Origin of the sequence: Myxococcus sp. NMCA1, assembly GCF_026810205.1 — a bacterium.
In the GTDB taxonomy this organism is placed as follows: Bacteria; Myxococcota; Myxococcia; order Myxococcales; family Myxococcaceae; genus Myxococcus; species Myxococcus xanthus_A.
In genome coordinates this window covers 7,916,493-7,938,852 of the sequence record NZ_CP113950.1, presented here as the reverse complement: position 1 = coordinate 7,938,852, position 22,360 = coordinate 7,916,493, and the positions used below count along the sequence as shown (strand labels likewise).

Below are 22,360 nucleotides of genomic sequence, written 5' to 3'. Positions count from 1 at the left end.
GGCCGGGAAGACGTCCGTGGGACGCCGGCTCCCGGCCCTGGGGCTGATGGACGGCTACTGGTCGTCGCAGGGCGTGCCCAGGCGGGCGCCTTCGTACACACCGAGCTCGTTGTAGATGAGCGGCAGGTTCTCATCCACGGGCACCTGGCGCAGCTCCAGGCGGCGCTTGGTGTTCTCAATCCACAGGGCGGGCTTCGCCTTGTCGAGCAGCAGGCGGAGGTCTCCGCGCTTGGTGGAGAAGATTTCGCCTTCGGAGTCGGAGATGACGTTGGTCATCTTCTGGGCCTTCAGGCTGCCGCGGGGCCCGATGAAGACGCGGTAGCTCTTCTTCTCCGCCTCGTGGAAGCCACGGTCCACGAAGTAGTAGGCGCCCTTGGTGTCACGCAGCAGCGCGTAGGGCACGAACTTCTGCGGGTTGGGCTGGAAGCTGGCCTTGCGCAGCAGCTCGGAGGCCGGCTCACCGTCCAACATGGTGAGGGGAATCTTCTTCTCACCGCAGGTCAGGGAGCAGGTGCGCTCCTTGCGGTCAATCTCCACGCTCGACATCACCCGCCAGTCGATGCCGCGGAAGTTGGGGTTCGCGCCCTTGTTGAAGAAGCGCGGGTCCAGGAAGGACGTGGCCGACGTGTAGGGGCCGGGGCGGGGCACCTGGACGAACTGCTTCTCATCGCCGTAGTAGAGGACGGCGTTGGTGTCCTCGTCGTCGGGCGTGAGCGCCACGAAGTGGCCCTTGCCGTCGGTGCACACCGACGTGGCCTCCAACATCATCTTCTCGCCGAGGTTGGACTCCTTGCCCCAGGGGGGCTGGATGGGCTCGGTCGCCATGGCGGCGGTACACGCGAAAGACATCGCCGCGAAGGCGAAACGCTGGAATCGCATCGTGAAGGCTCCGACTACAGGTTCTGCTTGAAGTACTTCGTGGCGAACTTGTCCTGATTGGAGGCGTCGCGGGAGGTCGTCCAGATGACGCGGTCCGCTTCAATCTTGGGTTCCAACGCGGAGCCAAAGCGGCAGCTGACCTGCTTCACCTTCTCCTGGATGGTCTGCTTCGCGATGGCGGACGCCGTACACAGCTCCTTGAGGCTGGTCAGCGGGGTGCCACAGAAGCTGGAGATGCTCAGCTCCTTGAGCTGGTCCTCGTTGATGCTGCTCCAGTCGATGCGGGCGGCCACGGACGTGCCACACGCGTTGTTCATCTCCTGGAGGGTGGCGGCAAATTCCTTCTCGTGGCCGGACTCCTCGCCCTTGCGGTCGAAGGCCATCAGCTTCGCCAGGGAGCCGTCCTTCATCTGCTTCTGGTGCTGCGCGTAGACCTCCTCCGGCTTCAGCGCGGCGGTCTTCTTCTCGTCATAGGCCAGGCGGATGGGGCGCTGGCGGCCGGGCACGTAGAGCTCGTACTTCGTGTCGCGCACGTGCAGGGCCGTGTACTTCCGGCCGTGCCACTGGGTGCTGTAGTTGAACTGCTCGGTGCTGCGGGTGCTCCAGTCGTTCTGCTCGTAGGGGAACACCAGTCCATCGAACTCCGAGCCCGTGCCCTTCACGCGCAGGATGAACTTCTTGTCGGAACGGGGCGTGAGCGGCACCACGGCCACCTCTTCGCCCTCCGTGCCGGAGTACACCTTGCCAGCTTCCACCGGCGCGGCGGCCAGGGCCTGTGACGCCCCCAGCGCGACTGCCGCGACAATCACTGCGACCATGTTTCTCAAGCGAATCACCTCGTGTTGCATGAGGGCCCCCCTACCTGGATGGCCCGCTGTTTCAGAGCTCGATGTCGTGCTTCTGGCAGAACTTCTTGACCTTGGCACGCTCCGCTGACGCGACCTTGGGCCACTCGCTGACCGCACCGCCCAGGTCCTTCTGCTGGCAGTAGGCGCGGGTGAGCAGCGAATACGCCGCCATGGAGCGCTTCGTGCGCTGGCTGCTGCGTGCCAGCGCGATGGCGCGGCTGGCGTCACCCGAGGCCAACGCGCTTTCTCCGTCCTTCAGCAGCTTGCGGACCTGCTCCGGAAGTTCTTCCTTGGCCTCGGGATGCGTCACCGGGCGCGAGGTCGGCTTGTCGGGCACGGTGTTGGTGGCCACGACCACCGGCTGCGGGTTGTCTGTGTCCGGTGGCGTCTGCGTGCCGTTGGCCTGCTGAGTACCGTTGGCGTGCTCGGTGTCGTTGGCCTGCTCGGTGTCGTTGGCCTGCGTGCCGTTGGCCTGCTGCGTGCTGTTGGCCTGCTGAGTGCCGTTGGCCTGCTGCGCGTCCTGAGGGACGCGGGTGTCCGTCACGGGCGTCGTGGGCGAGCCCGAGCCGGAGGTGCCACCCTTCATCCACCAGACGAGTCCCATGCTGGAGGCCAGTAAGACCGCCGCGGTGGCGCCGATAATGGCGCCGCGGCCTTTCGCCGCGGGGGGCGACGAGACCGGCGTCGACGGGGCGGACAACAGCGCCGCGGCGGCATGGGCCTCGGCGGCGCTCGGGATGGGCACGGGAACGCTCACGGCCGTGTGGTGCTGGGCGGGACGTTCCTGCACGGGAATGGCCGGAAGCTGCTTCGAGATGAGCGTGGGCTCCAGGCCAGGCGGGTCGATGAGCGATGCGGCGGACAACTGCGCCACGCCCATCTGCCCCGTGGCGGACGGACTGAAGCCCTGCGCCTGCGCCACGCCCATCTGCCCCGTGGCGGATGGACTGAAGCCCTGCTGGCCGGTGCCGGGCGCCATCGTGGAATCGAAGCCCTCGCGGCCCGTGTCCGGTGCCACCTTCAGGCTGCCAGGCTGGACGGTGGCGGACAGCGAGGCCGGGCCCGCGGAGGGCAGGGCGATTCCGGACGTCGGGGCCTGGGGACGCGGGGCAGGCTGGTTCCCCGCCGTGGTGGACAGCGAGTGCAGCGGCGTGCCCGTCAGGTCCGCGATGAAGGTGGAGACGTCCGGGTAGCGCTCGTCCACGCTCTTGGCGAGCGCGCGCATCACCGCGGAGATGGCCTCCGGCGTGGCCTCGGGACAGAGCGGGGCCAGGGGCTCGGGCGGCTCATAGACGACGCGGAAGATCATCTGCGCGAGGCTGCCTGAGCCGAACACGGACTTGCCGGCCATCATCTCGTAGACGATGCACCCCAGCGCGAACACGTCCGTGCGCGCGTCGATGTCCCGGTTCTTCCCCTGGGCCTGCTCCGGCGACATGTACTGAGGCGTCCCGATGATGGTCGCCTCCTGCGTCTGCACCGTCGTGGAGCTGAGGACCTTGGAGATGCCGAAGTCGAGCAGCTTCACGCGCTCGCCCACCACGCCGCCGGAGTCGGTGGGCACCAGGAACACGTTGGCCGGCTTGAGGTCGCGGTGGATGACGCCCGCGCCATGCGCCGCCTGGAGCGCGGAGCCCATCTGCCGGGTGAAGGAGACCACGTCCTCCATGGGCAGGCGCCCGCGCTCCAGCCGCTCCTGGAGGCTCTCTCCGCGCAGGTACTCCAGCACCAGGAACGGGTTGCCGTTCTCCAGGGTGTCGTAGTCGAGCACCTCGACGATGTTGGGGTGGCCCAGCCGCGAGGCGATTTCCGCCTCCCGGCGGAAGCGCGCGAAGATTTCGGGCGTCAGGTGGTCGCCGCCGCGCAGCACCTTGACCGCCACCTGCTTGCCGGGGAGCCGCAGGTGCTGGGCCAGGTACACCGAGCCCATTCCTCCCCGTCCCAGCAGGGAGACAATCCTGTACGTATTCCGCAGGACCTCATCAATGCGGAGGTCACCATCAGCGGGTAGGGTCATGGGGCTGGGACTCTCAGGCAGGGCATTCCGGGGAAACTTCGCCCATTCCATCCTCCCACCCCCCCATGAGGCAACCCTCCTGATGTCGCGGCACACCCAGCCGGGTCGTAGCATGCGACGAGACTGGGCGTCCCACCGGCAGCCTGCTAAGGAGGCGGGCGTATGCCGAAGGCCAAGACTCCCAAACCCCCGGACTCACTCGAAGTCCGAGTGCGCCGCATCCACAGGCGGGACCTGAACCGGACCTGGGAGTTCCTCAAGCTCGTCTTCCGGGACGTGAACCGGGAGACGGTAGAGTACCAGCGGCCTCGCTCCAAGCGGCGATTCCTGGAGGTCTACACCTCGGAGTGGATCGAACAGCTCCTCTATGAGGTGGACGGTAGCATCGTCGGTTACTCGGAGTGCGCCTTCGAGGCCACCGGGGACGACAACTGGGTGAACCCCCGCTGGTTCGAGAAGCGGGGCATGCGGCCGCTCTTCGTGGAGGAGCTGGCGGTGCATCCGGACTACCAGGGGCGGGGCGTGGGCAGCTTCATGCTGGATCAGCTCCAGCACCTGGCCCGGACGCGAGGCTGCACGCACCTGGTCCTGGAGGTGGCGGAGAACAACGAGTCCGCCCTGACGTGGTACCGGACGCGGAGCTTCTACAAGCTGGATGCCGCCATCTTCATGGCGCAGAAGGTGCCCGGCGAACCAGACCTGCTGCCGCCGCGCCGGTTGAAGCGCCGGCAGAAGCCCACCGCGGAGGCGGGGACGCCCTCGACGGGCCCCATGCCGGAAACCGCGCCCACCCGGGCCGCGACACGCAAGGCGCGCGCGCCCGCGGCGAGGAAGAAGAGCAGCTGAGCCTGCTCAGGCTTCGAACGAGGCCGCCGCCCGGGGCTCCGAGCGGCGGCACGCGACACCTGCCTCGGTGAGGCTCAGGCGGGCTGAGGCAGGCTGGAGGCGTTCGACGCTGGCTCGGTGGCGACCGCCGTCGTCGCGGTGAGCGCGGACTGCGGCCCGGGGGCGATGATGGACTCGCCCACCGTCTCGCCGTGCTGGCTCAGGTCCAGGCCTTCTTCCTCGTGCTCGCGGGTGACGCGCAGCGGGACGATGCGGTCCACCAGCTTGTAGAGCAGGAACGAGCCGGCGAAGGAGAACACCGACACCAGCACCAGCGCCAGCATGTGCATCATGAAGGTGCGCGTCTCGCCGTGGATGAGGCCCACGTCCTTGGCCAGCACGCCCGTCAGCACCATGCCCACCACGCCGCCCAGGCCGTGGCAGGGGAAGACGTCCAGCGTGTCGTCAACGGAGGTGCGGTTCTTGAAGTGCACTGCCGCGTTGCTCACGAAGCTGGCGACGAGGCCCACGACGATGCTCTGCCCCACGGTGATGAAGCCGGCCGCGGGCGTCACCGCCACCAGGCCCACCACCGCGCCGATGCACGCACCCATGGCGCTGGGCTTGCGGCCGCGCAGCCAGTCGAAGGCAATCCATCCCAGCATCGCCGCCGCGGACGCCGTGTTGGTGGTGGCGAAGGCCAGCGTGGCCAGCGACGAGGCCGACATCGCCGAGCCCGCGTTGAAGCCGAACCAGCCGAACCACAGCATGCCCGTGCCCAGCATCACGAAGGGGATGTTGGCGGGCGCGTGCGTCGTGTTCTCCACGTGCACCTTGCGGCGGCCCAGCACCAGCGCGCCGGCCAGCGCTGCGAAGCCCGCGGACATGTGCACCACCGTGCCGCCCGCGAAGTCGAGCACGCCCCACTGACGGAGGAAGCCCTCCGGGTGCCACGTCCAGTGCGCCAGCGGCGCGTAGATGACGAGCGTGAAGAGCACCATGAAGAGCACGTACGCCTTGAAGCGCACGCGCTCCGCGAACGCGCCGGTGATGAGCGCCGGGGTGATGATGGCGAACTTGAGCTGGAACAGCGCGAACAGCATCAAGGGGATGGTGGGCGCCAGGTCCGGGTGCGTCTCACCGCCCACGCCGTTGAACATGAAGAAGGTTCGCGGGTCGCCGATGAGCCCATGGAAGCTGTCGCCAAAGCACAGACTGAAGCCCACCATCACCCAGATCAGGCTGATGACCGCCATGGCGATGAAGCTCTGCAGCAGCGTGGACACCACGTTCTTCAGCCGCACCATGCCGCCGTAGAAGAAGGACAGGCCCGGCGTCATCAGCAGCACCAGCGCGGTGGCTGTGAGGATCCACGCCGTGTCCGCGGTGTTGATGGGCCCCCCTTGCTTCAACTGCGCCGCCGGTTCGACCAGCAACCCCGCCACACCCACACCCACCAGAAGGGCCATCGCGAACCACTTCTTCATTGCGCCTCCACCCGGAAGACTGACGCAATGCAGTATGTGGCGGGTTCTCGTTAGATTCAATCCGGGCTGGGCTTAATTTGCGCTCAGTAATGTTAAAATGGTCCGGATTTAATCTAAGTCAAGGCTGTCTGGCGGGCGAGGGCTCACTTCACCTGGATGCGCCCGTCCTTGATTTCCAGGTCTTCACCGCCCTTGAGGACCACGGTTCCCGCGTCCGTCTTCACGGAGCAGGGCCCGGAGCCCTGGATGGTGACGGAGGCCGTCTGGCTCTTGCCGAACGTCACCGACGTCTTCACGCCGCTACACACCACGGACCACGAGTGGTCGCGCGAATCGCGGTTGTAGTAGCGCACCGTCACCGCGGCCCACGCGGCGGAGGACGCGAGCAGGGATGCAACCAGTGTCACCGCGGCGAGCTTCGTCTTCATGCCTTCTTCCCTAAGTCAGGAGCGTTGGTGCCGCGCACACTGGAGCACGGAGTTGGTGATTGTCCATGCCTCGCACGTGACGGCAGGCCGAGTCATACGACGCATCCCTGACAGTCGCGCGGACAGACAGGTGCTTTGTCTACGTACAAAGTCGCGCTCGCGTAGCACCGACCAGGGGTGGATGATGAGCGTGCGCGCCTCTTTCACTCGGAATGACGCCCTGCCCAGGGTGGCTTGGACGCACTCGTGAGGCAGCGACCGCGCGTGGGGTAGGCACGGGGAGCGCATCACGCCGAACAGGGGGCCCACACGGAGCAGGCTCGCGAAGGGGGGGGACTCGTCTGTGGGTCCGGTGAATCGCCGCAGCGGGTCCCAGACGTAGCGCTCGGTGGGGATGAGCTCCACGTTGGTCATCCCGTGCTCTGTGACGAGGCGGGCGAGGCGCTCGGAGACCACCCTGACGCCGGGGAGGCCGCGGGGTTCGAAGATGTCGTCGCCGTTCCAGCTCTTCGGGTCCAGGGTGAAGCCGTTGATGCCGTCCGTCCCCACTGCGCGGCAGTAGTCACAGTCGAACGGGCCTGGCCGGAGGATGTGGCTTTGTGCCTCGTCCACCAGGGCTGAGCCGAAGGTCACGGTGACGGCGAGGTAGCGGGGCAGGGGGACGCCCTTGCCCTTGGATGCGCCTCGCGCCCGCCGGACCCGGAGGACCTCCACCGGGGCGAAGCCATTCAGACCCTTGAGCCCCGCCGCGCGGAAGGCGTCCGCGAAGCGCTCGGAGATGATGAGGTCCAGCCGCAGCTCGACCCAGTAGGGGGGAGCCACGTGCGCATTCCAACGACGCCCCCGCACTTCGGGCACCGCTGCGCATCCGCCCGCTCACGGTCCTCGACCGTGGTGAACTCCGTGTCGTGGCTCGACCCACGTTGGCTTTCGAGGACGAAGAATGCCGGTGATGCGTCAGAACCCTTCGGGGAATTTCTCCTTCAGCCCTTTCCGAGAATAGACCGCGCGCAGATAGGCTTCGAACTTCGTCGGCGTGGCCTTCGGGTTTCGCTTGAGCCACTCGACGACCTCGTCATCCACCTCGCGATGCCATTCCTGAAGCACAGCGGGCGGCGGAGCGCATGATGATGAGCAGTTCGGCCGTGAGCGTGTTGCGAACGCACCTCTTCGGCTTGTTACCGGGAGCGTGCCATGTCCATTGAGTGGGTGTCACTACCAGGAGGGCAGGGATGACCTCTGTTGCCACCGAAAATTCGGGTCCAGTGCCACGCGTGCGTTGGCAAACGCGTCATTGCGTGCACGGTACTGCGAATGGGGTCCCGAAGCGTGCAGGGGCCCCAACCCGCGGTCGTCGCCGCGGAACAGACTGTCAATGCGCGGCGCCGTGGCACAATCCGCGGATCGGCATGATGGAAATCCCATCCATGAGGTGCGTGAGCCTCAACGGAGTCGGTGAGGGTGTATCGTCGCCGACTCCGCCGAGAGCTGGCATCAGTGAATGGCGTTGGGGACGGTCAACGCACCGCTGACCGCGGTCGCGCTGCCTCTCGGAACATGGTCATACGCGGTCATTGGCTGTCCGGAGCGCGCATAGCCTTCCGAGCGAATCGCGTCGATGTGGAGAAAGGAGGTGCCGGGCGGAAGCAGGTCCGGAGGAATGACGACGGAGGTCGCGTCCCCGGCGAGATAGATGCGTGCGCCACCCTCGCGAGAGGAGGCTCCGAGTGACACGACATAGCCGTCGGGCACGCCGTCCGCAGGCGCCTGCCAGGAGATGACCTGAGGTCCGCTGGTGAGCGTCCTCGGGAGGTATCCGTCGGCCCCATCCACCGTGAGGGCACGGGGCGGTTGTACAAGGGGACGAATGGGCCGGCCCGAGAGGTTTGCAACACGATCCACCCATGCAATTGAGCCGGTGGTGAAAAACTGATTCGCCCCGGGGGCGCGGGGAATGCGAAGGCTCACGAAAGCACGAACCAGCACATCCCGGTTGGATGGATAGGGGTTGCCATAGACGAGGGTGGTCTGGACATCCTCCGCCATGGATGGTGGGCGCAACATCGCCGCGAGGATGGGCCCATTCGTGGGAACCCTCACATCCGCTTCCCCGGGGATGGTGGTGACGATGGAAAGCACGAGAGGACGCGCCTGGGCGCCTGGATGCGCTTGCTCGGCGAGGGCCTTGAAGTCGGAGACCTTCCAGTCCACGGAGAGTGAATCAGTGCTGGGCACAGCTTGGAGGCTTCCTTGGATGGGCATCAGATGGGTGCCATCGAAGTCGAGCGGGGGAAGCTGAGCGGAACGCGCCATGGAGATGTATCCGAGTGAAGTGCCATCGGGCAGCGTCTCGGCCTGTCGCGGGGCATACTGGTGCACCCAAATCCTATCCCCGCGTTCTCGTTCGAAGACTGGAACAGTGTCCGCGTTGCCGATACTCCTACCCGAGTCGTTCCATGAGGTCTGGCCTTCGGCGAGTGCGTCGGACACCGCCAGAATCGCGAAGAAGGGAACTTCTTCGGACATGATTTCTAGCGAGGGGCCCGGCGCCTCGGGCGGCGTTGGGAATGGGCTGTATTGCCAGGGCTCCAAGTGATTCAGCGAGATGTCCGCATAGACGAACGACCTGTCTTGCAACCGAACATCGGGGCGTCCCATGAGGTTGATACTCAGGTCCACGTCACGATCACGGGTGACGACGTAGTCCATGCCCACCTTTACGTAATACGTTCCATTCGGCACATTCGAGAAGATGAACTCTCCAGGGCCGCCGATTCTCCCCGGAACTTCGTTCAGCGAGGTTCCGTCCGCGACGAAGAGGGAGATGGGCGTCCTCTCGAAGTCCTCGGGGCGCATCTCGATTCCGCCGGGCGAGTAGTAGCGTCGCATGCGTTGGATGCGCACCTGGAGGGCCGGGTCCTCGTGCGGCCCCGCATCCGGAGAGGGGCCCGCATCCGGAGAAGGGCCCGCATCCGGTAATGGGCCCGCGTCGGGAGTCGGAGAAGACGGCTCTGGGGCCGAGCATCCCAACGCGGTCATGCAAAGCAATAGAGGTAATGCGAGTGAACGGCTCATCGACATGATTCATCCAATGAGGGCCCAGAGGCCCGGCCGCCAGCGGGAGGTGTGCGTTGTCTTGCGGCCCCTCGCTTGGAGCGAGCAGCCCGCCGACAGGCGCGGTTGTACATGGCGGTCTTGGAAATATTCCAATCAAAGAGACGAATGATGGATGTGCAGCTTTATGCACACCCTCCCATCCGCTTCCGGTGCCCGGCCAGTTGACGATTCATGCCGCCTGAGCGGAGCTCAGCCACCGGCAACGGCCATTCCCTCCTTCATCTCCTCCGACGCCTTCAACACGAGCACGTCTCCAGTCTCAATCGCGCCGAACACCTCGACCTTCTCGCCAGCACGCATGCCGCGCGATACAGGCACGCGCTTCGCCGCGCCATCCTGCACCCGCAGGACGTAGGTGCCCATTCCGCTCTCCACCAGCGCCGTCCGGGGAATCATGACGGTGGGGCCCTGCGAGGAGAGCGCAATGCTCGCGTCGGCGACCATCAAGGGCAAGAGCGCCCCGTCCGGGTTGTCGACGTCCGCCTCGATTCGCTCCGCGCGGAGTGCCGCGTCGAGCGCCCCCGCCCGCCGGGTGATTCGCGCGGAGAACTCGCGCCCCGGGAGCGCGCGTATGGTGAACTTCACTGTCTCACCCAGCCGGACATAGGGGCTGTACGCCTCTGGAATCGACACGTGGAGCCGAAGCTTCTGGACGGTCCGCACTACCAGCATCGGCTTGTGCGAGCCCCGGCCCGAGGGGCCCACGTAGGTTCCGAGCTCCACGTTCCGTTCCGTCACGACGCCGTCGAACGGTGCCCGCATCACCAGGTAGCTCCGCATGGCCAGCAGCTCGTCGTAGTGCGCCTTGGCGGCGACCACCTGTGCGGCATCCGCCTGCTCCTTCGCCCGCGCCTGGTCGACCGCGTCGCGGGCCACGGCACCCTCGGTCGCGCTGGTCCGCACGGTGCGCTCGTAGCTTGCCTTCGACGCGACATGGAGCGCCTCCATCGCGGCCCACCGCGCCCTGGCAGATGCGAGCTGCGCTTCAATCTCCGGCGCTTCGAGCGTCACCAACAGGTCGCCCTTCCTGACGACGTCGCCGATATCCACTCGGAGGTGCTTCACGTAGCTGTTGACCTTCGCGTACACGTCCACCGTCTGGTCCGCGACCAGCTCGGCCGGGAGTCGCAGGGTCGACGCCAGCCGGGATGCCTCGACCCGGAAGGTCTCAGTGGCTGCGCGCGCGGTGGGCACGGTGGCCTCCATGGAGGGCTCTGCGGTCCGGCAACCGCTCACACTCGCCAGCCCACCGAGGGTCAGCAGGATGCACCAGCGGTTCGCTCGTGTACGCATTTCAGACAACTCCCATGGCATGGTGTTCACTCTCCTCATCGGTAGGGTCAAGAGACCGGGACGTCGTAGGAACCGCGTCCTGCGCCCAGGCGAACGCGAGCGGCAGGCCGAACAGCACCATCAGCGTGGACGCGCTCAGTCCACCGAGCACTGCTCGTGCCAGGGGGGCCATCTGGTCGCCGCCCTCCCCATGCCCGATGGCCATGGGCAGCATTCCCGCGAGCATCGCCAGCGTCGTCATCAGGATGGGGCGCACGCGCAGCGATACGCCTTCGAGCGCGGCGAGGGGCGCGTTCGAGCCTGCCTTCCGGCGCTGCTCGGAGCTCGCGACCAGCAACACGCCGTTGGCGATGGAGACACCGACGGCCATGATGATGCCCATGTAGGACTGGAGGTTGAGCGTGGAGCCGGTGAGTCGCAGGGAGATGACCGCGCCCAGCACGACGGCCGGCACCGCCGTCAGGACCACGGTGGCCAACCGGAACGACTGGAAGCTGGCCGCGAGCAGCAGGAAGACCACCAGGACCGCGACCATCAGCCCGTTCGCGAGGCTGCGCAGGGTGTCGTCGAGGACGACGGAGAGCCCCGCCATCTGCACGTTGACGCCCTTGGGCAGCTCGCCCATGGATGCAATCGCCGCCTGCACGTCGCGCCGGGCCTGCGCCAGGTCCTTGCCGTGGACATTCGCGGTAACCGAGGCGAACGCCATGGTCCCCAGGTTGTGCGTCTCCCCGTACGCGATGCCAGGGGTGATGGTCGCCACGTCCCCGAGGACGGGGCGGCTCGCATTCTTCAACAGCGGCACCTGCGCCAGGTCCTGCTCGCTGTTCAGCTCGCTCGCGGGCGTCTGGACCTGCACGTCGTAGGCGATGCCCATCATGCCCTCGACCCACATGTTCTTGGACGTGTAGCGCGAGGACGACGTGGACGCGGTCAGGGAGCGCGTGACGTCCTGCATGTCGATGCCCAGCTGGGCCGCGCGAATCCGGTCCACCTCCACGTTCAGGGCCGGATAGCGCAGCGACTGCTGCACCTGCTGGTCTCGCAGATAGGAGATACCCCGGAGCTTCTCGAGCAGCATCCCCGCGTATTTCTCGTTGACCTTCTTCTTCATCCCGGAGAACCGGACCTCGATGGGATACAGCGCGCCCTGACCGAGAATCTTCTCCGTGATTTCCACGGGCTCGAACGCGACCTGGACGTCTGGCATCACCTCGCGCACTCGCTGCCGGATGCGCTCCTTCAATGCGTCGATGTCGCCGACGCCGCCCTCGAAGGCGACCTGCAGGAGCGCCTCGTGGGGGCCCGCGTTGTAGAGATAGATGGGGCTGATGGCGAACGATGAAGGGTGCTGGCCCACGTAGGCCGAGGAGATTCGGACCTTCCCAGCGCCCACGACTTCTTCGACGAGGCCCATGGCCTGGTGGACGACCTGCTCGGTCTTCTCGATTCGGGTTCCCTCCGCCGCGCGGAGCCGCATCTGGAGCTGGCTGGAGTTGACTCTCGGCAGCACGTCCTTGCCAATGCGCTGGAGCGAGACCACCGCCAGGACGATGAGGCCTCCCACGCCTGCCGAGACGAGCAACTTCCTGTGCGGCAGCATGCGCTCAATCACGCGGCGCACGCGCCCAGGGGAGGGGCTGGCGCCCTCACCGCCCGGGGGCGGGCCGTGCTGCTTGAGCATCCAGTTCGCCAGCACCGGCACCAGTGACTGCGAAAGCAGGAAGGAGACGACCATCGAGCACCCGATGGCCAGCGCGAGCGGCCGGAAGAGCGCCCCGGGGATTCCGCCCATCGTGAGGGCAGGCGCAAAGACAGCGAGGATGCACAGCAGGATGAGCAGCTTCGAGAAGGCGATCTCCAGGCACGCGTCCCACACCGCCACCGCCACCGCCTTGCCGCGCTGGAGGTGCTGATGGATGTTCTCGATGGTCACCGTGCTCTCGTCCACCAGGATGCCAACTGCGAGCGCCAGGCCAGCCAAGGTCATGATGTTGATGGTCTGGCCAAACAGCTTGAGGAACAGCACGCCGGAGATGATGGCGATGGGAATCGTGATGATGACGATGATCGCGGAGCGCACGTCACGCAGGAACAGCAGGACCATCAGCCCCGTCAGCACCGCGCCGAGCACGCCCTCCGCAATCAGCCCCTTCAGGGCCCCCACCACGTAGACGGACTGGTCGAACTCGTAGGAGATGTGTACGTCGTCGGGCAGGTTGCTCTGGATTCGGGGGATGGACTCCTTGAGCTGCTGTACCACGTGCACCGTCGAGGCATTCCCCGCCTTGGCGACGTTGAGATAGACGGAGCGCTTGCCGTTCACCAGGGCGTAGCCGGTGGCGATGTCGGCACCGTCCTTCACGGTCGCGACATCCCGGACGTAGACGTTCGCCACCGAGCCCTTGAGGAGCGGGATGTTCCCGAAGTCCTCCACGGCGCGAAGGGTGCTGTTGGTCGGCGTGATGTAGGTCATGTCGCCGACGTGGACGTTCCCGGAGGGAGCCGTCACGTTCTGGCGAGCGATGGCCTCCACGACCTGTTCGGGCGTGAGGTTGTGCACGCGCAGCTTCTCAGGCTCGATGTTGATTTCAACCGTGCGCGGGCTGCCGCCGAACGGGGGCGCCGTCGTGAGGCCGGGGATGGAGATGAGGAACGGCCGCGCGGTGAAGTTGGCGATGTCCTGGAGCTGGTTGTTGGTCTTGCTCTCGCTGCGGAACACCAGCTGTCCCACCGGCTGCGACGAAGCATCGAAGCGGATGATGAAGGGGGGAGGCGCGCCGGGGGGCAGGAACACCTGGGAGCGATTCGAGAGCGCGTTGATCTCCGCGACCGCTTGCCCCATGTCGGTGCCTTCGTAGAACGAGAGCTTCATCAGGGTCAGGCCCTGGGAGTTCTTCGTCTCGATGTTCTTGATGCCGTTCGTGAACAGCATCATGTTCACGTACATCTTCGTGAAATACCCCTCCATCTGTGCCGGCGTATACCCGTTGAAGGTATGCGCGATGTAGACGACAGGGAGGTTCATCTCCGGCAGGACGTCGACCTTGATGTCTCCGGCCGCACGCACACCAAAAAAGACCATGGCGACGACCAGCACGAGGACGGTGACGGGCCTTCGTAGGGAGACCTTCAGGATGCTCATTGCTTCTTCACTCCACGGACCTGCTGCAGGAATTCGTTGAGGTCACCGGCCGCGGCCGACTTGAGGAGAAGGGCTTGCCAGATGCCGTTCTGGGCGAGCTCGAGGTCGACCTCGCCCCGGGTCGCGGAGAAGGTCGCCTGGGTGAGTTCGACAATCGTCCCGAGCCCACTGTCGTAGCGGGCCTTGCTCTGCTGGAACCCCTCCGCGGCGGCGTCCCGTTGCAACACGGCGTGGTGGGTCACCTCTCGAGCCAGGGTGAACTTGTGCTCGGCGAAGCGCGCCTGGGCAACCAGCTCCTGGGTGGCCAGCTCCTGCTCCTGGTGGAGCGCGCGGGTACGCGCGTCCCGCGCTGCCTCGCTGGAGAAGCTGCGCAGCACGGAGGCCAGGTTCCAGCTCAATCCCAACCCGACAATGGTGTTGCCCCGATCGATGCCTACCCCGTCGAGGTACCCGCTCGAGAACGCGCCCGGGTCCTGCGCGTAGTTGGAGCGAAAGCCCGAGCCGCGCCCCTGCAACATGCCGAAGGCGAAGAGCGTGGGCAGGCCCTCGGCCGCGGCCACCTTCTTCTCCTGCTCGCCGCGGAGGACCTGCCCTTCGTGCACCGCGAGGACGGGGTGCCCGGGCGCGACGTGCGCTGGCTCGCCGGGCTCGGGCGTCGACTGGTGGAACGTCGGCTCGAGCTGGAACTCGCGAAACGGAACGCCCATCAGGACCGCAAGCTCCTTCGACGCCTGGAGCTCGGCGTCATAGGCCTTGAGCTGGAGGGACCTGGCGCTGGCGAGTTCGGCGCGCGCGAAGGAGACATCCACCCCGGGGACCAATCCGTTCTCGGCGTGGCTCTGGACGGACTCGAGCACGACCTCGAAGCGCGCCACGCTCTGCTTCTGGATGTGGGTGATGCGCTGAGCGGTCGATAGGTTGAGGTACGCGTGGGTGACGCGAACCCCATGCTGGAACCGCGCGAGCTCGAGCTCGCGCTGTTTCAGTTCGTGCGTCCTCTCCGACAGCTCAATCTGCCGGTCGAGACGGCCGAAGGTGGAGACGTTCCAGTGGACGAGCACCGAGTACAAGGCGCCGAACGCCGCGTTCCAGTTCTGCTCCGGCAACGGGAGACTGGTCGATGCATTGGAGGGGCCGCCGGGAGAATAGAGCGTCCCATGCAGGGCATTCACGGTGCCGAATGTCTGCTGCGCCGACAGCACGACGTCGGGGAGATAGGCCTTTCGGGTGTATGACACATCATGCTCGGCCGCGTCGCGACGAGACTGCTTCGCGCGGATGTCGCCGTAGTTGTGAAGCGCGGTGTCCAATGACTCGCGCAGGGTCAGCGTTTGAGCCGAGGCTTCGGCCGGAGATAAGGCAACGGCGAGCACGGCGCCGAAGCCTGAAATGGCGGCGGCGCCACGCGAGAGCAATGCAAACCCGTACACGACATCTCCTTGATGATTCACGCACAGCGACGAGGTTCGCCGAGCCAGCCGTCCGCGGATGCGTGCGAGCGAATTGGCTGACTCGACGTGTTCCTAGGCGCGTCAGGAGTGGAGCGTGACACCTCGAGCGTCGTTGGGGGCCGACGGGGGCAGCGCTGGGGGCTCACGAGGCCGCCCGCGCCATTCATGGGCCGCGTCCGGGACTTCCCGGCGGGGGTAGAACTACCGGGACGCCCCCGCAGCCTGACGTGAGTAGGCGGCGAAGGTCTGGTCGTTCTCGAAGTAGAGCGCGGAGTTGTCCTGGGTGACGCCGATGACGGCCGTCGCCTTGTCCACGGGCCGCTGACTCACCGGGTCCGTCGCGGTCCGGAACGTCGCGTCATTCGCGAGCCGGTCCTTGCACATCTCGCAACAGCCATAATACGTGCGCCCGCTGACCTCGACCGGTATCTGTGGCCGGCCCATGTGCTGGTCGTTCACCATGCAGACAAGGCTGCGGTCCGTGACGCGGGTGAGGTGGCCTTGCTGCCCCGCACTCTGTTCAGGGACTGGAGGCGCTGGCGTCATCTTCATGGCGGGCGCGGCCTGCTGCGTACAGGCCCCCGTGAGCATCATCAGTCCCACTACAGTCCAGATATTGGCTCTCATCGTCATGTCTCCCTTTGAAGGGTCTCCGCCAAGCCGGAGTTCACGATTCTCGAGCGGCCGAACGCCTCCATGACCTGGCGGAGGCCCGCGCTCCGAGGGAAATTCGGGGCGATGGTGCGAGTCCGCGCCTCGGCGAGCGTTCGAGAATCAATAGCGTTTGTTCAGGAGGCTTTCTGGCCGAAAACGCGACGCAAGAGGCCAGGAACAATCCCTGCTCCGAAGCCCATGCCAAGGCCGACGACACCCGATGTGCCCATGCACGCGCAGCCCATGGCGCCGGTAAGGAGCGCGAGCCCGGAGGCGGAGACCCAGAACCAGGGGCCCGCGCGACGCTGGAAGCTGACCCCCGACACGGCCATTCCCGCGATCACACCGCCGAGCACACATGCTGGGAGGCACAGGGAGGAGCAGTTGGCTGTGCCACAGGTGTGCAGGGCGCCGGTGCCGAGCGCGAGCGCGAGTGGGACGAGCCCCGCGATGACGCCAGGCAGGAACGCCTTCTGCGGATCGCGGCCATGCCAGAGCATCATCGCACCCATCAGCGCTGTCGCCAGGCCGAACGTGAGAGGTGGCGCGGGCCGGCTCGCGAGAAGGGTGGCAATCGCGGTGACGACGACAATCGGGAGTACGCCCACGAGCGCGCGTCGCAGCCTCGCGAGCTCGTAGGTCCGGCGCACCCGTCGTTGAAGCAGTTGGATGTCAGTCGAGCCCATAGAGCCTCCTGAAGGTCTTTCGGAGCCGGTCCAGTGCGCGCTCACGGCGCTTTCGCAGCGTGGCGCCAGAGACCGACGCGGCCTCGTCCCAGAACGTGGCGATGAGCACCTCGCGGTCCAACTCGGAGAGCTCTCCCAGGGCGGCCATCGCGGCGGTGGTCAGGTCCCGCTGGAGGAACTCCTCCTCCGCGTGAGGTCCGGCGCACGAGGGGATGGCGTCCGTGTGGGATTCGCGCCGGCGTTCTCGGCGGCGCGCCAGGGTCCGGCACTCCCAGCCCGCGATGGCGAGAGCCCAGGGCATCGCCGGACGGGTCTTGTCGAAGTCGGAGGCGCGTTCGAGAATCTTGTGCATCGCTTCCTGGCCGGCGTCAGCGGCGTCTGCTTCGTTCCTGAGCAGGCTCAGGCATAGCTTCTGGATGGGGCCCCAGAGCAACTCGAAGACACGCGTGAACGCGACCCGGTCGCCCTCGGCGAGCCGAGCCATCAGCGCATCGAGTTCCGAGACCGTGCGCACGTTCATGCTGAATGCTTCCGGTTCAGGCCCGCACCTCGAGAGAAGTCACCCTGCTCCCCTGTGAATCGGTCAACCCAGCGGCATCGGGGCACGAGCAGGCGCCCTCCGGCCCGCGCAAGCTACCTGTTCCTGGTCCGGCGCGAAGTCGACAAAGGTGTGCATCAAGAGGGTCCTCTGGGACGGGCCTCGCGCCGTCCTCGCCCCTTCTAGGCGGCACGGGCGAAGAGCGTGACAGGCCTTCGTTCCAATTCTCCGGCCATGGCGCAAGGCATCCCGTCACCCAGGCGCCATCCTGGCAGAGGCCCGGGCCTTCCCTCCCAGGGCATCCAGGCCCCAGGGTGGGTGAGCGCCCCTGTGCCTAGGCGCTGGGGCACTGTCACGGAGGGTCGCGGTCGATCTCTTGCAACGGTGTGGCCCGGCCTGCCTCTCCCTGTCCGGCGGGGGGGCATTCCAGCGCTCCTCGAAGTCCTTGCGCCCTCCGAGCAGCCCCCGGTTGGCGAGGTGCATCAGGCTCTAGAGGTCCACCAGTCGGCTCTCGATGGGTGTGCCGCTGAGCGCGAGCCGGAACTGGTTGCCTCGCTGACCTACCTGCCACCGCACGAACCTGGGTCGCGCCTCACGTCGCTTGCCCGGTCTCCCCGTTCACGCCGCGGGCCCCAGACGCAGTAGTGCTAATGCCCTTGGGGCGAGAGCGCCGAGCCAACGCCTCCGCCGGGTCCGCCAACGTCGACTCCCGAGATTTTTGGGACGCCGGTTGCCTTCCTCCCTCTCTCTCCTCGAGTGCAGAGGCAGACAGGCATCGACCCGAGCAGGACGTACCGCGCCTCCAATCACATGCATCGCGTCTGCCTCAATCCGGACAAGAGGCATTCCCCGTCAAGAGGAGATATTCCATGGGTTCAGTGACAGCGGTCGGTTCTGGAGGGAAAGTAGACCCTGCCGAGGCACAGCGCCGAGCGGAGGAGGCCAGGCAGAAGGCAGAGGCAGCGCGGCTTGTCGCCGAGGCCAAGCGCAAGGCGGCGGAGACGGCCCGGGACAACCTGACGCAGGCCAAGCGTGACGCGGATTCCGCGCGACGACAGAAGACCGCGGCGGAGAAGGCCGTCGCTGACGCACGCAAGACCGCGGAGAGGCCCGGACAGCCCCCCGCGGAGGCGAAGAAGTCGAAGGAAGACCTCGCCGCCACCGAGAAGAAGCTCAAGGAGGCCACCGAGGCGTCCAAGATGGCGGCCCAGAAACTCCAGGACGTGGAGGAAAAGGCAGCCCTTGCCGCGAAGAGCGCCGAGGAGGCCATGCGCAAGGCGAACGCGTTGGCCGTCGAGGAGGGCAAGACGCCGCCCTACAACCAGAAGGCCATCGACAAGGTCAAGCCGACGAAGAATGAGCTCGTCTCCGCCTTTGAGGGCACGAGCAGGAAGGCGGAGCTGGAGAAGCTGCTGGGCTTGACGCCCCCGCCACCGCAGGAAGTCATCCAGACGGCGGGGAGCGGCGAATCGCCTGGAGCTCCGTTCGACGCGATGGGCGCGAAGGACGACCCACATGCCCCGTTTGGGCAGACGTACTCGACCCCATCCTCCGATTCCATGCCTTCCGCTGGCAACAACCCAAACGTGGGCGCCCACGAGGGACAGAGCCGCGTCGAGCCCGAGAAGGGCACCACCTCCGCCGCGCCCACTTCCAACGCCACAGGCGCCCAGAAGGAAGTCCAGTCTGCGAAGGCCCGGCTCGACAAGGCGCGCGAGGCCACCCAGTCGAAGAGCGAGCGGCTGTCGAAGCTCCTGGGGAACTTCGGCCCGGCGCTCAACGACCGGCAAAAGGCTCAATTCATCCAGAAGTTCCAGCAATCCCCTGAGAACAAGGCAGCCTACGCGGAGGAGACGAAAGCGGCGGAGGCGCTCGCGGAGTCGTTGGACAAGCACCAGGCCACACTGGGTCAGGCCGCAGTCAAGGAGCCCCAGGCGCGCAAGGAACTCTACGAGGCGCTCAAGTCGCTCGCCAGTTCCCCTGCTTCCGCCAAGACCGTGGATGTAGTGGAGAAGCTCTTCAAGGACCCGGCGGTCGGGCGAGCCTTCAACGAGTTCAAGGACTTCGACAAGGAAGTCCTCCAGCCGGCCGCCAACGGGCTCGCTACCCGCATCCTGGCAGAGAACAATGGGAATCCGAAGAGCGCGATGGACGCGTTCCAGGAGAAGCTCACGTCGCTCGACAAGACCTTCGCCGACTTCGGCAAGCCGCTCTTCGACGCGAAGGACGGCGCGGCGCAGGCCACGATGGCCATCAACGCCCTGGAGGACGCAGCTAACGGCAATTACGACCATTTCAAGGCGCTCGGCAAGGACTTCGCAAACCAGAGCACCGGGCAGAGGCTGCTGACCGGCGGCCTCATCCTATTCAGTGCATACACTGGAGCGGCCAAGGCCAATCAGGGCGAGTACGTGGAAGCCGTGAAGGAGTTCGCCGGAGCAGGCAAGGGAACCGTGGAACTCGTGGCGGGAGTCACGCAGCGCCTTGTGGACCTAGGCCGCAACGCCGAGAACGGGGTGGTCCTCCGCCATGGAGGTAAGGCACTGGCTGCCTCGGAGTTCGCGCTGAGGTTCGCCCCAGGGCTCGGAGCTGTCGCTAGCGCCGCGTCCCTGGCTGTCAATGCACACAAGGCGGGAGAGACTGCCAACCCCGGCTATGCCGTGGCCCTCTTCGGTGATGCCATTGGCGTCCTCGGCGGCGCCGTAGGCGCGTTCCCAGGAGGGCAGGTGCCGGGCGCTGTCGCCAGCGGCATCGGCGCCGGCATCAGCGCGGTCGGGGAGCTGCTGGGCAACGTTATCGAGGAGAAGGGACTCGACAACGAGCGCCAGCGCCTGCTGGACCAGATTGACATCAAGGGCAAGCTCCAGGACGCCTTGATGAACGCGGGCGGTGACCGGCTCGACCTCCTCACGGAGAAGCTAGGGCTGAAACCCGACCAACTCCAGAACCTCATGCAGTCCTACCCGGAACTCACAAACGGCAGCATCGGGCTGGATCCCGAGCCCATTCCCGCCGTCGAGATGCTGGCCAAGAGCGGAGGGCTGAACGGCGACCAGCTCTACCAGTTGCTGGATGGGGTCATCGAGGAAGCGACCTCCCGGCATGGGAAGAAGGCGGAACTCGTGCTCGAGCCCTTCTTCCGGACGCTGCGGAACAACCCGGCGCAGAACCGGGAAGGGCTGAAGCAGTTCTTCGACTCCCTGGCCAATGACAAGAACATTGACCCGGAGTTCAAGGTGCTGTGGCAGGAGGCCTCACGCATCCTGAATGGGTTCCAGGCAAAGGGCTGAGCGAAGGCCCGCCCCTCACCGCAGGTGCTCGGCTTCACCGGAATGCCTGCTCGGCATCCCCGGAATCGGTGCTCGACATGCCCCGGAACACGCACAACAGCCGCACCGACTTGCGGCTGTAGCCTGGCGTCATGACGAACATGCGCGTGCGCCGGTATTTCCCCCGTCTCCGGGTGGCGCACCATGGGCCCCTCCCCATAGTCAACCTGGACTTCCTCGCCCGGCGCCGTGTGGATGACGGCCTTGGCCTCCGGGCCCTGGCTGTCGCGCAACGCCCGGACGAAGCGGCGCACGTTGATGTAGCTGCCCGTGTATCCCTGCGTGTCGCCGAGCTCCTCGTAGATGGCGCGCCCGTTGCGGCCCACCTCCAGCCGCTGCCGCACCCACTCGACGTAGGGCGCGACGATGCTCGCCGATACGTGCCGGACTCCGGCTCGGCTGCGCGGCATGGAGTCGGTGGTCCCCTCATTGGCCGGTCTTGGGTGACCACTAGGCTTCTTGGGCTTTGGCGCAGGCAACAGAGGCGCCACACGCTGCCAGAATGCGTCGGAGACAAGCTCTCGGGCCATGCCCCAAGAGGTGGGCATGGTCAGCTCGAACGACCAGCTCAGGCCTCACATTTGTTAGGCGCTGTTGACAACATTCTCCTAGTACTACCTGGTCAGTTGTGCCAGTGGGCGAGAATGATCTACTCCATGGACCATGACGCCCACGCAGATGCGTAAGCTCGATAGGAGCTGCACGAGTACTTCGAGTCGATGGTGGAGGGACTGGGCCGACTGGAGCGGTGCCAGGCCCTGGAGTTGTACCTGACCGGCCTGCTGTTGGACGTGGAGCGCAAAGCGTGGAGCCCATGCCGGGCGACTGGTTGAGGACGTCCGCCGGCGAGAGGCCGTGCGGCAGCGTCTGCAGCAATGCGTATCGCTGGCCGACTGGAGCGACAACGAGCTGCGTCGACGGTTGGCACTGAAGCTAGAAGCGGACCAGCCGGAGGTTGAAGCGCTGGTGGTGGACGACACGGGCGCTCCAAAGAAGGGGGAGCACTCGGTGGGGGTGGCTCGCCAGTACTCCTACCGGAGGCGTGGACTCGCAGCCGCAAGCGATGCAAGGCCGCGGGCGTCCCCTGCGAAACCAGCCGACTCCGACGGGGAGACGGCATGAAGCAGATAGCTCGGAAGCGATGCGACCCGGTAGTCAATGCCCGTATGGCACCGAAGATGAGGAGTGCCAACGCCGGTGAAGAATGAGCCATCCTCTGGCATTGGTTGTGCTTCTAAAATCATGAGCGGCATCACCAAACTCCTGGTTGCCAGGCATCCATGCACGTACACCTACAACGGAGAGCACTTGAGATGAGCGAGTGAACGCGCCGAGATTTTGGTGGAGTTCAAGGATCGATGGAGGACGCAGGCTAAAGGCCTGAAGCCAACGAACGACGCAGCCCCCTGCGAGAATGCCCCAATGGGATGCATCCTCTCCAGGGACGCAGACGCAGAGGTCGGCCGAAAGATCCAACAGGCACCGACTCTCAAGAGATTTTCGCTGTAACAGGCATCGTCATGGAACAAGTGACGTGAGCCTGCCGATGCCGTGCTTCTCCCCGCGGCACGACGACACAGCTCCATTCAAATCCTCGTCGGTTGGATCCCAATGGCCGAGCGGTGATTTCGCTCAGAACGATGAGGGTTCACCCCAGCGCTCC

Annotated in this window: 16 protein-coding genes and 1 pseudogene; 3 read left to right on the top strand and 14 right to left on the bottom strand. The window is 66.1% G+C overall.

The features are described from left to right. Positions 1 to 54: 54 nt before the first annotated feature. The 3 genes from OZ403_RS32730 to OZ403_RS32720 all read right to left on the bottom strand — a co-directional run bounded on the left by OZ403_RS32730 (position 55) and on the right by OZ403_RS32720 (position 3,744). Positions 55 to 879 (bottom strand): hypothetical protein, encoded by an 825-nt coding sequence (locus OZ403_RS32730; protein ID WP_268782600.1) that lies wholly within the window; start codon positions 877 to 879, stop codon positions 55 to 57. Between the two features lie 14 nt (positions 880 to 893). After that, the gene (locus OZ403_RS32725; RefSeq protein WP_237077639.1) at positions 894 to 1,697 is read right to left on the bottom strand and encodes a hypothetical protein; all 804 of its coding nucleotides are present in this window, start codon (positions 1,695 to 1,697) and stop codon (positions 894 to 896) included. 61 nt (positions 1,698 to 1,758) lie between these two features. After that, positions 1,759 to 3,744, bottom strand: a complete 1,986-nt coding sequence (locus OZ403_RS32720; protein ID WP_268782599.1) for a serine/threonine-protein kinase — start codon at positions 3,742 to 3,744, stop codon at positions 1,759 to 1,761. A gap of 162 nt (positions 3,745 to 3,906) precedes the next feature. Between OZ403_RS32720 and OZ403_RS32715 the strand changes: the two genes are divergently transcribed. Further along, a complete protein-coding gene (locus tag OZ403_RS32715) occupies positions 3,907 to 4,590 on the top strand; it encodes a GNAT family N-acetyltransferase (protein ID WP_140795163.1) in 684 nt (227 codons plus the stop codon). A gap of 74 nt (positions 4,591 to 4,664) precedes the next feature. On the opposite strand, the gene OZ403_RS32710 is transcribed toward OZ403_RS32715, so the two are convergent. The 11 genes from OZ403_RS32710 to OZ403_RS32660 form a co-directional block, all read right to left on the bottom strand. Then, positions 4,665 to 6,056 (bottom strand): ammonium transporter, encoded by a 1,392-nt coding sequence (locus tag OZ403_RS32710; RefSeq protein WP_268782598.1) that lies wholly within the window; start codon positions 6,054 to 6,056, stop codon positions 4,665 to 4,667. Positions 6,057 to 6,199: 143 nt separating this feature from the next. Further along, positions 6,200 to 6,484, bottom strand: a complete 285-nt coding sequence (locus OZ403_RS32705) for a hypothetical protein (protein WP_140795161.1) — start codon at positions 6,482 to 6,484, stop codon at positions 6,200 to 6,202. 15 nt (positions 6,485 to 6,499) lie between these two features. Beyond that, positions 6,500 to 7,306 (bottom strand): hypothetical protein, encoded by an 807-nt coding sequence (locus tag OZ403_RS32700; protein WP_268782597.1) that lies wholly within the window; start codon positions 7,304 to 7,306, stop codon positions 6,500 to 6,502. A gap of 135 nt (positions 7,307 to 7,441) precedes the next feature. Continuing rightward, positions 7,442 to 7,567 (bottom strand): hypothetical protein, encoded by a 126-nt coding sequence (locus OZ403_RS32695; RefSeq protein WP_257792420.1) that lies wholly within the window; start codon positions 7,565 to 7,567, stop codon positions 7,442 to 7,444. 411 nt (positions 7,568 to 7,978) lie between these two features. After that, positions 7,979 to 9,373 carry a hypothetical protein gene (locus tag OZ403_RS32690; protein ID WP_268782596.1) on the bottom strand — a complete coding sequence of 465 codons (1,395 nt, stop codon included), beginning with the start codon at positions 9,371 to 9,373 and terminating at the stop codon, positions 7,979 to 7,981. Positions 9,374 to 9,790: 417 nt separating this feature from the next. Then, a complete protein-coding gene (locus tag OZ403_RS32685) occupies positions 9,791 to 10,795 on the bottom strand; it encodes an efflux RND transporter periplasmic adaptor subunit (protein ID WP_268782595.1) in 1,005 nt (334 codons plus the stop codon). Positions 10,796 to 10,895: 100 nt separating this feature from the next. Next, complete coding sequence (locus OZ403_RS32680) at positions 10,896 to 14,039, bottom strand: efflux RND transporter permease subunit (RefSeq protein ID WP_140857041.1); 3,144 nt, start codon at positions 14,037 to 14,039, stop codon at positions 10,896 to 10,898. After that, positions 14,036 to 15,469, bottom strand: coding sequence for a TolC family protein (locus OZ403_RS32675; RefSeq protein ID WP_237077635.1), 1,434 nt, complete (start codon positions 15,467 to 15,469; stop codon positions 14,036 to 14,038). The genes OZ403_RS32680 and OZ403_RS32675 overlap by 4 nt, the downstream gene beginning before the upstream one ends. Before the next feature lie 222 nt (positions 15,470 to 15,691). After that, positions 15,692 to 16,117 (bottom strand): hypothetical protein, encoded by a 426-nt coding sequence (locus OZ403_RS32670; protein WP_237079938.1) that lies wholly within the window; start codon positions 16,115 to 16,117, stop codon positions 15,692 to 15,694. A gap of 161 nt (positions 16,118 to 16,278) precedes the next feature. After that, positions 16,279 to 16,830, bottom strand: a complete 552-nt coding sequence (locus OZ403_RS32665; protein ID WP_140795158.1) for a hypothetical protein — start codon at positions 16,828 to 16,830, stop codon at positions 16,279 to 16,281. Next, positions 16,817 to 17,350 (bottom strand): RNA polymerase sigma factor, encoded by a 534-nt coding sequence (locus tag OZ403_RS32660; protein WP_140795157.1) that lies wholly within the window; start codon positions 17,348 to 17,350, stop codon positions 16,817 to 16,819. The genes OZ403_RS32665 and OZ403_RS32660 overlap by 14 nt, the downstream gene beginning before the upstream one ends. Before the next feature lie 887 nt (positions 17,351 to 18,237). Between OZ403_RS32660 and OZ403_RS32655 the strand changes: the two genes are divergently transcribed. Then, the gene (locus OZ403_RS32655; RefSeq protein WP_268782594.1) at positions 18,238 to 20,658 is read left to right on the top strand and encodes a hypothetical protein; all 2,421 of its coding nucleotides are present in this window, start codon (positions 18,238 to 18,240) and stop codon (positions 20,656 to 20,658) included. Positions 20,659 to 21,375: 717 nt separating this feature from the next. Continuing rightward, positions 21,376 to 21,729, top strand: a pseudogene (locus OZ403_RS39865) (transposase); the annotation flags it as partial. Positions 21,730 to 22,360: the final 631 nt, after the last annotated feature.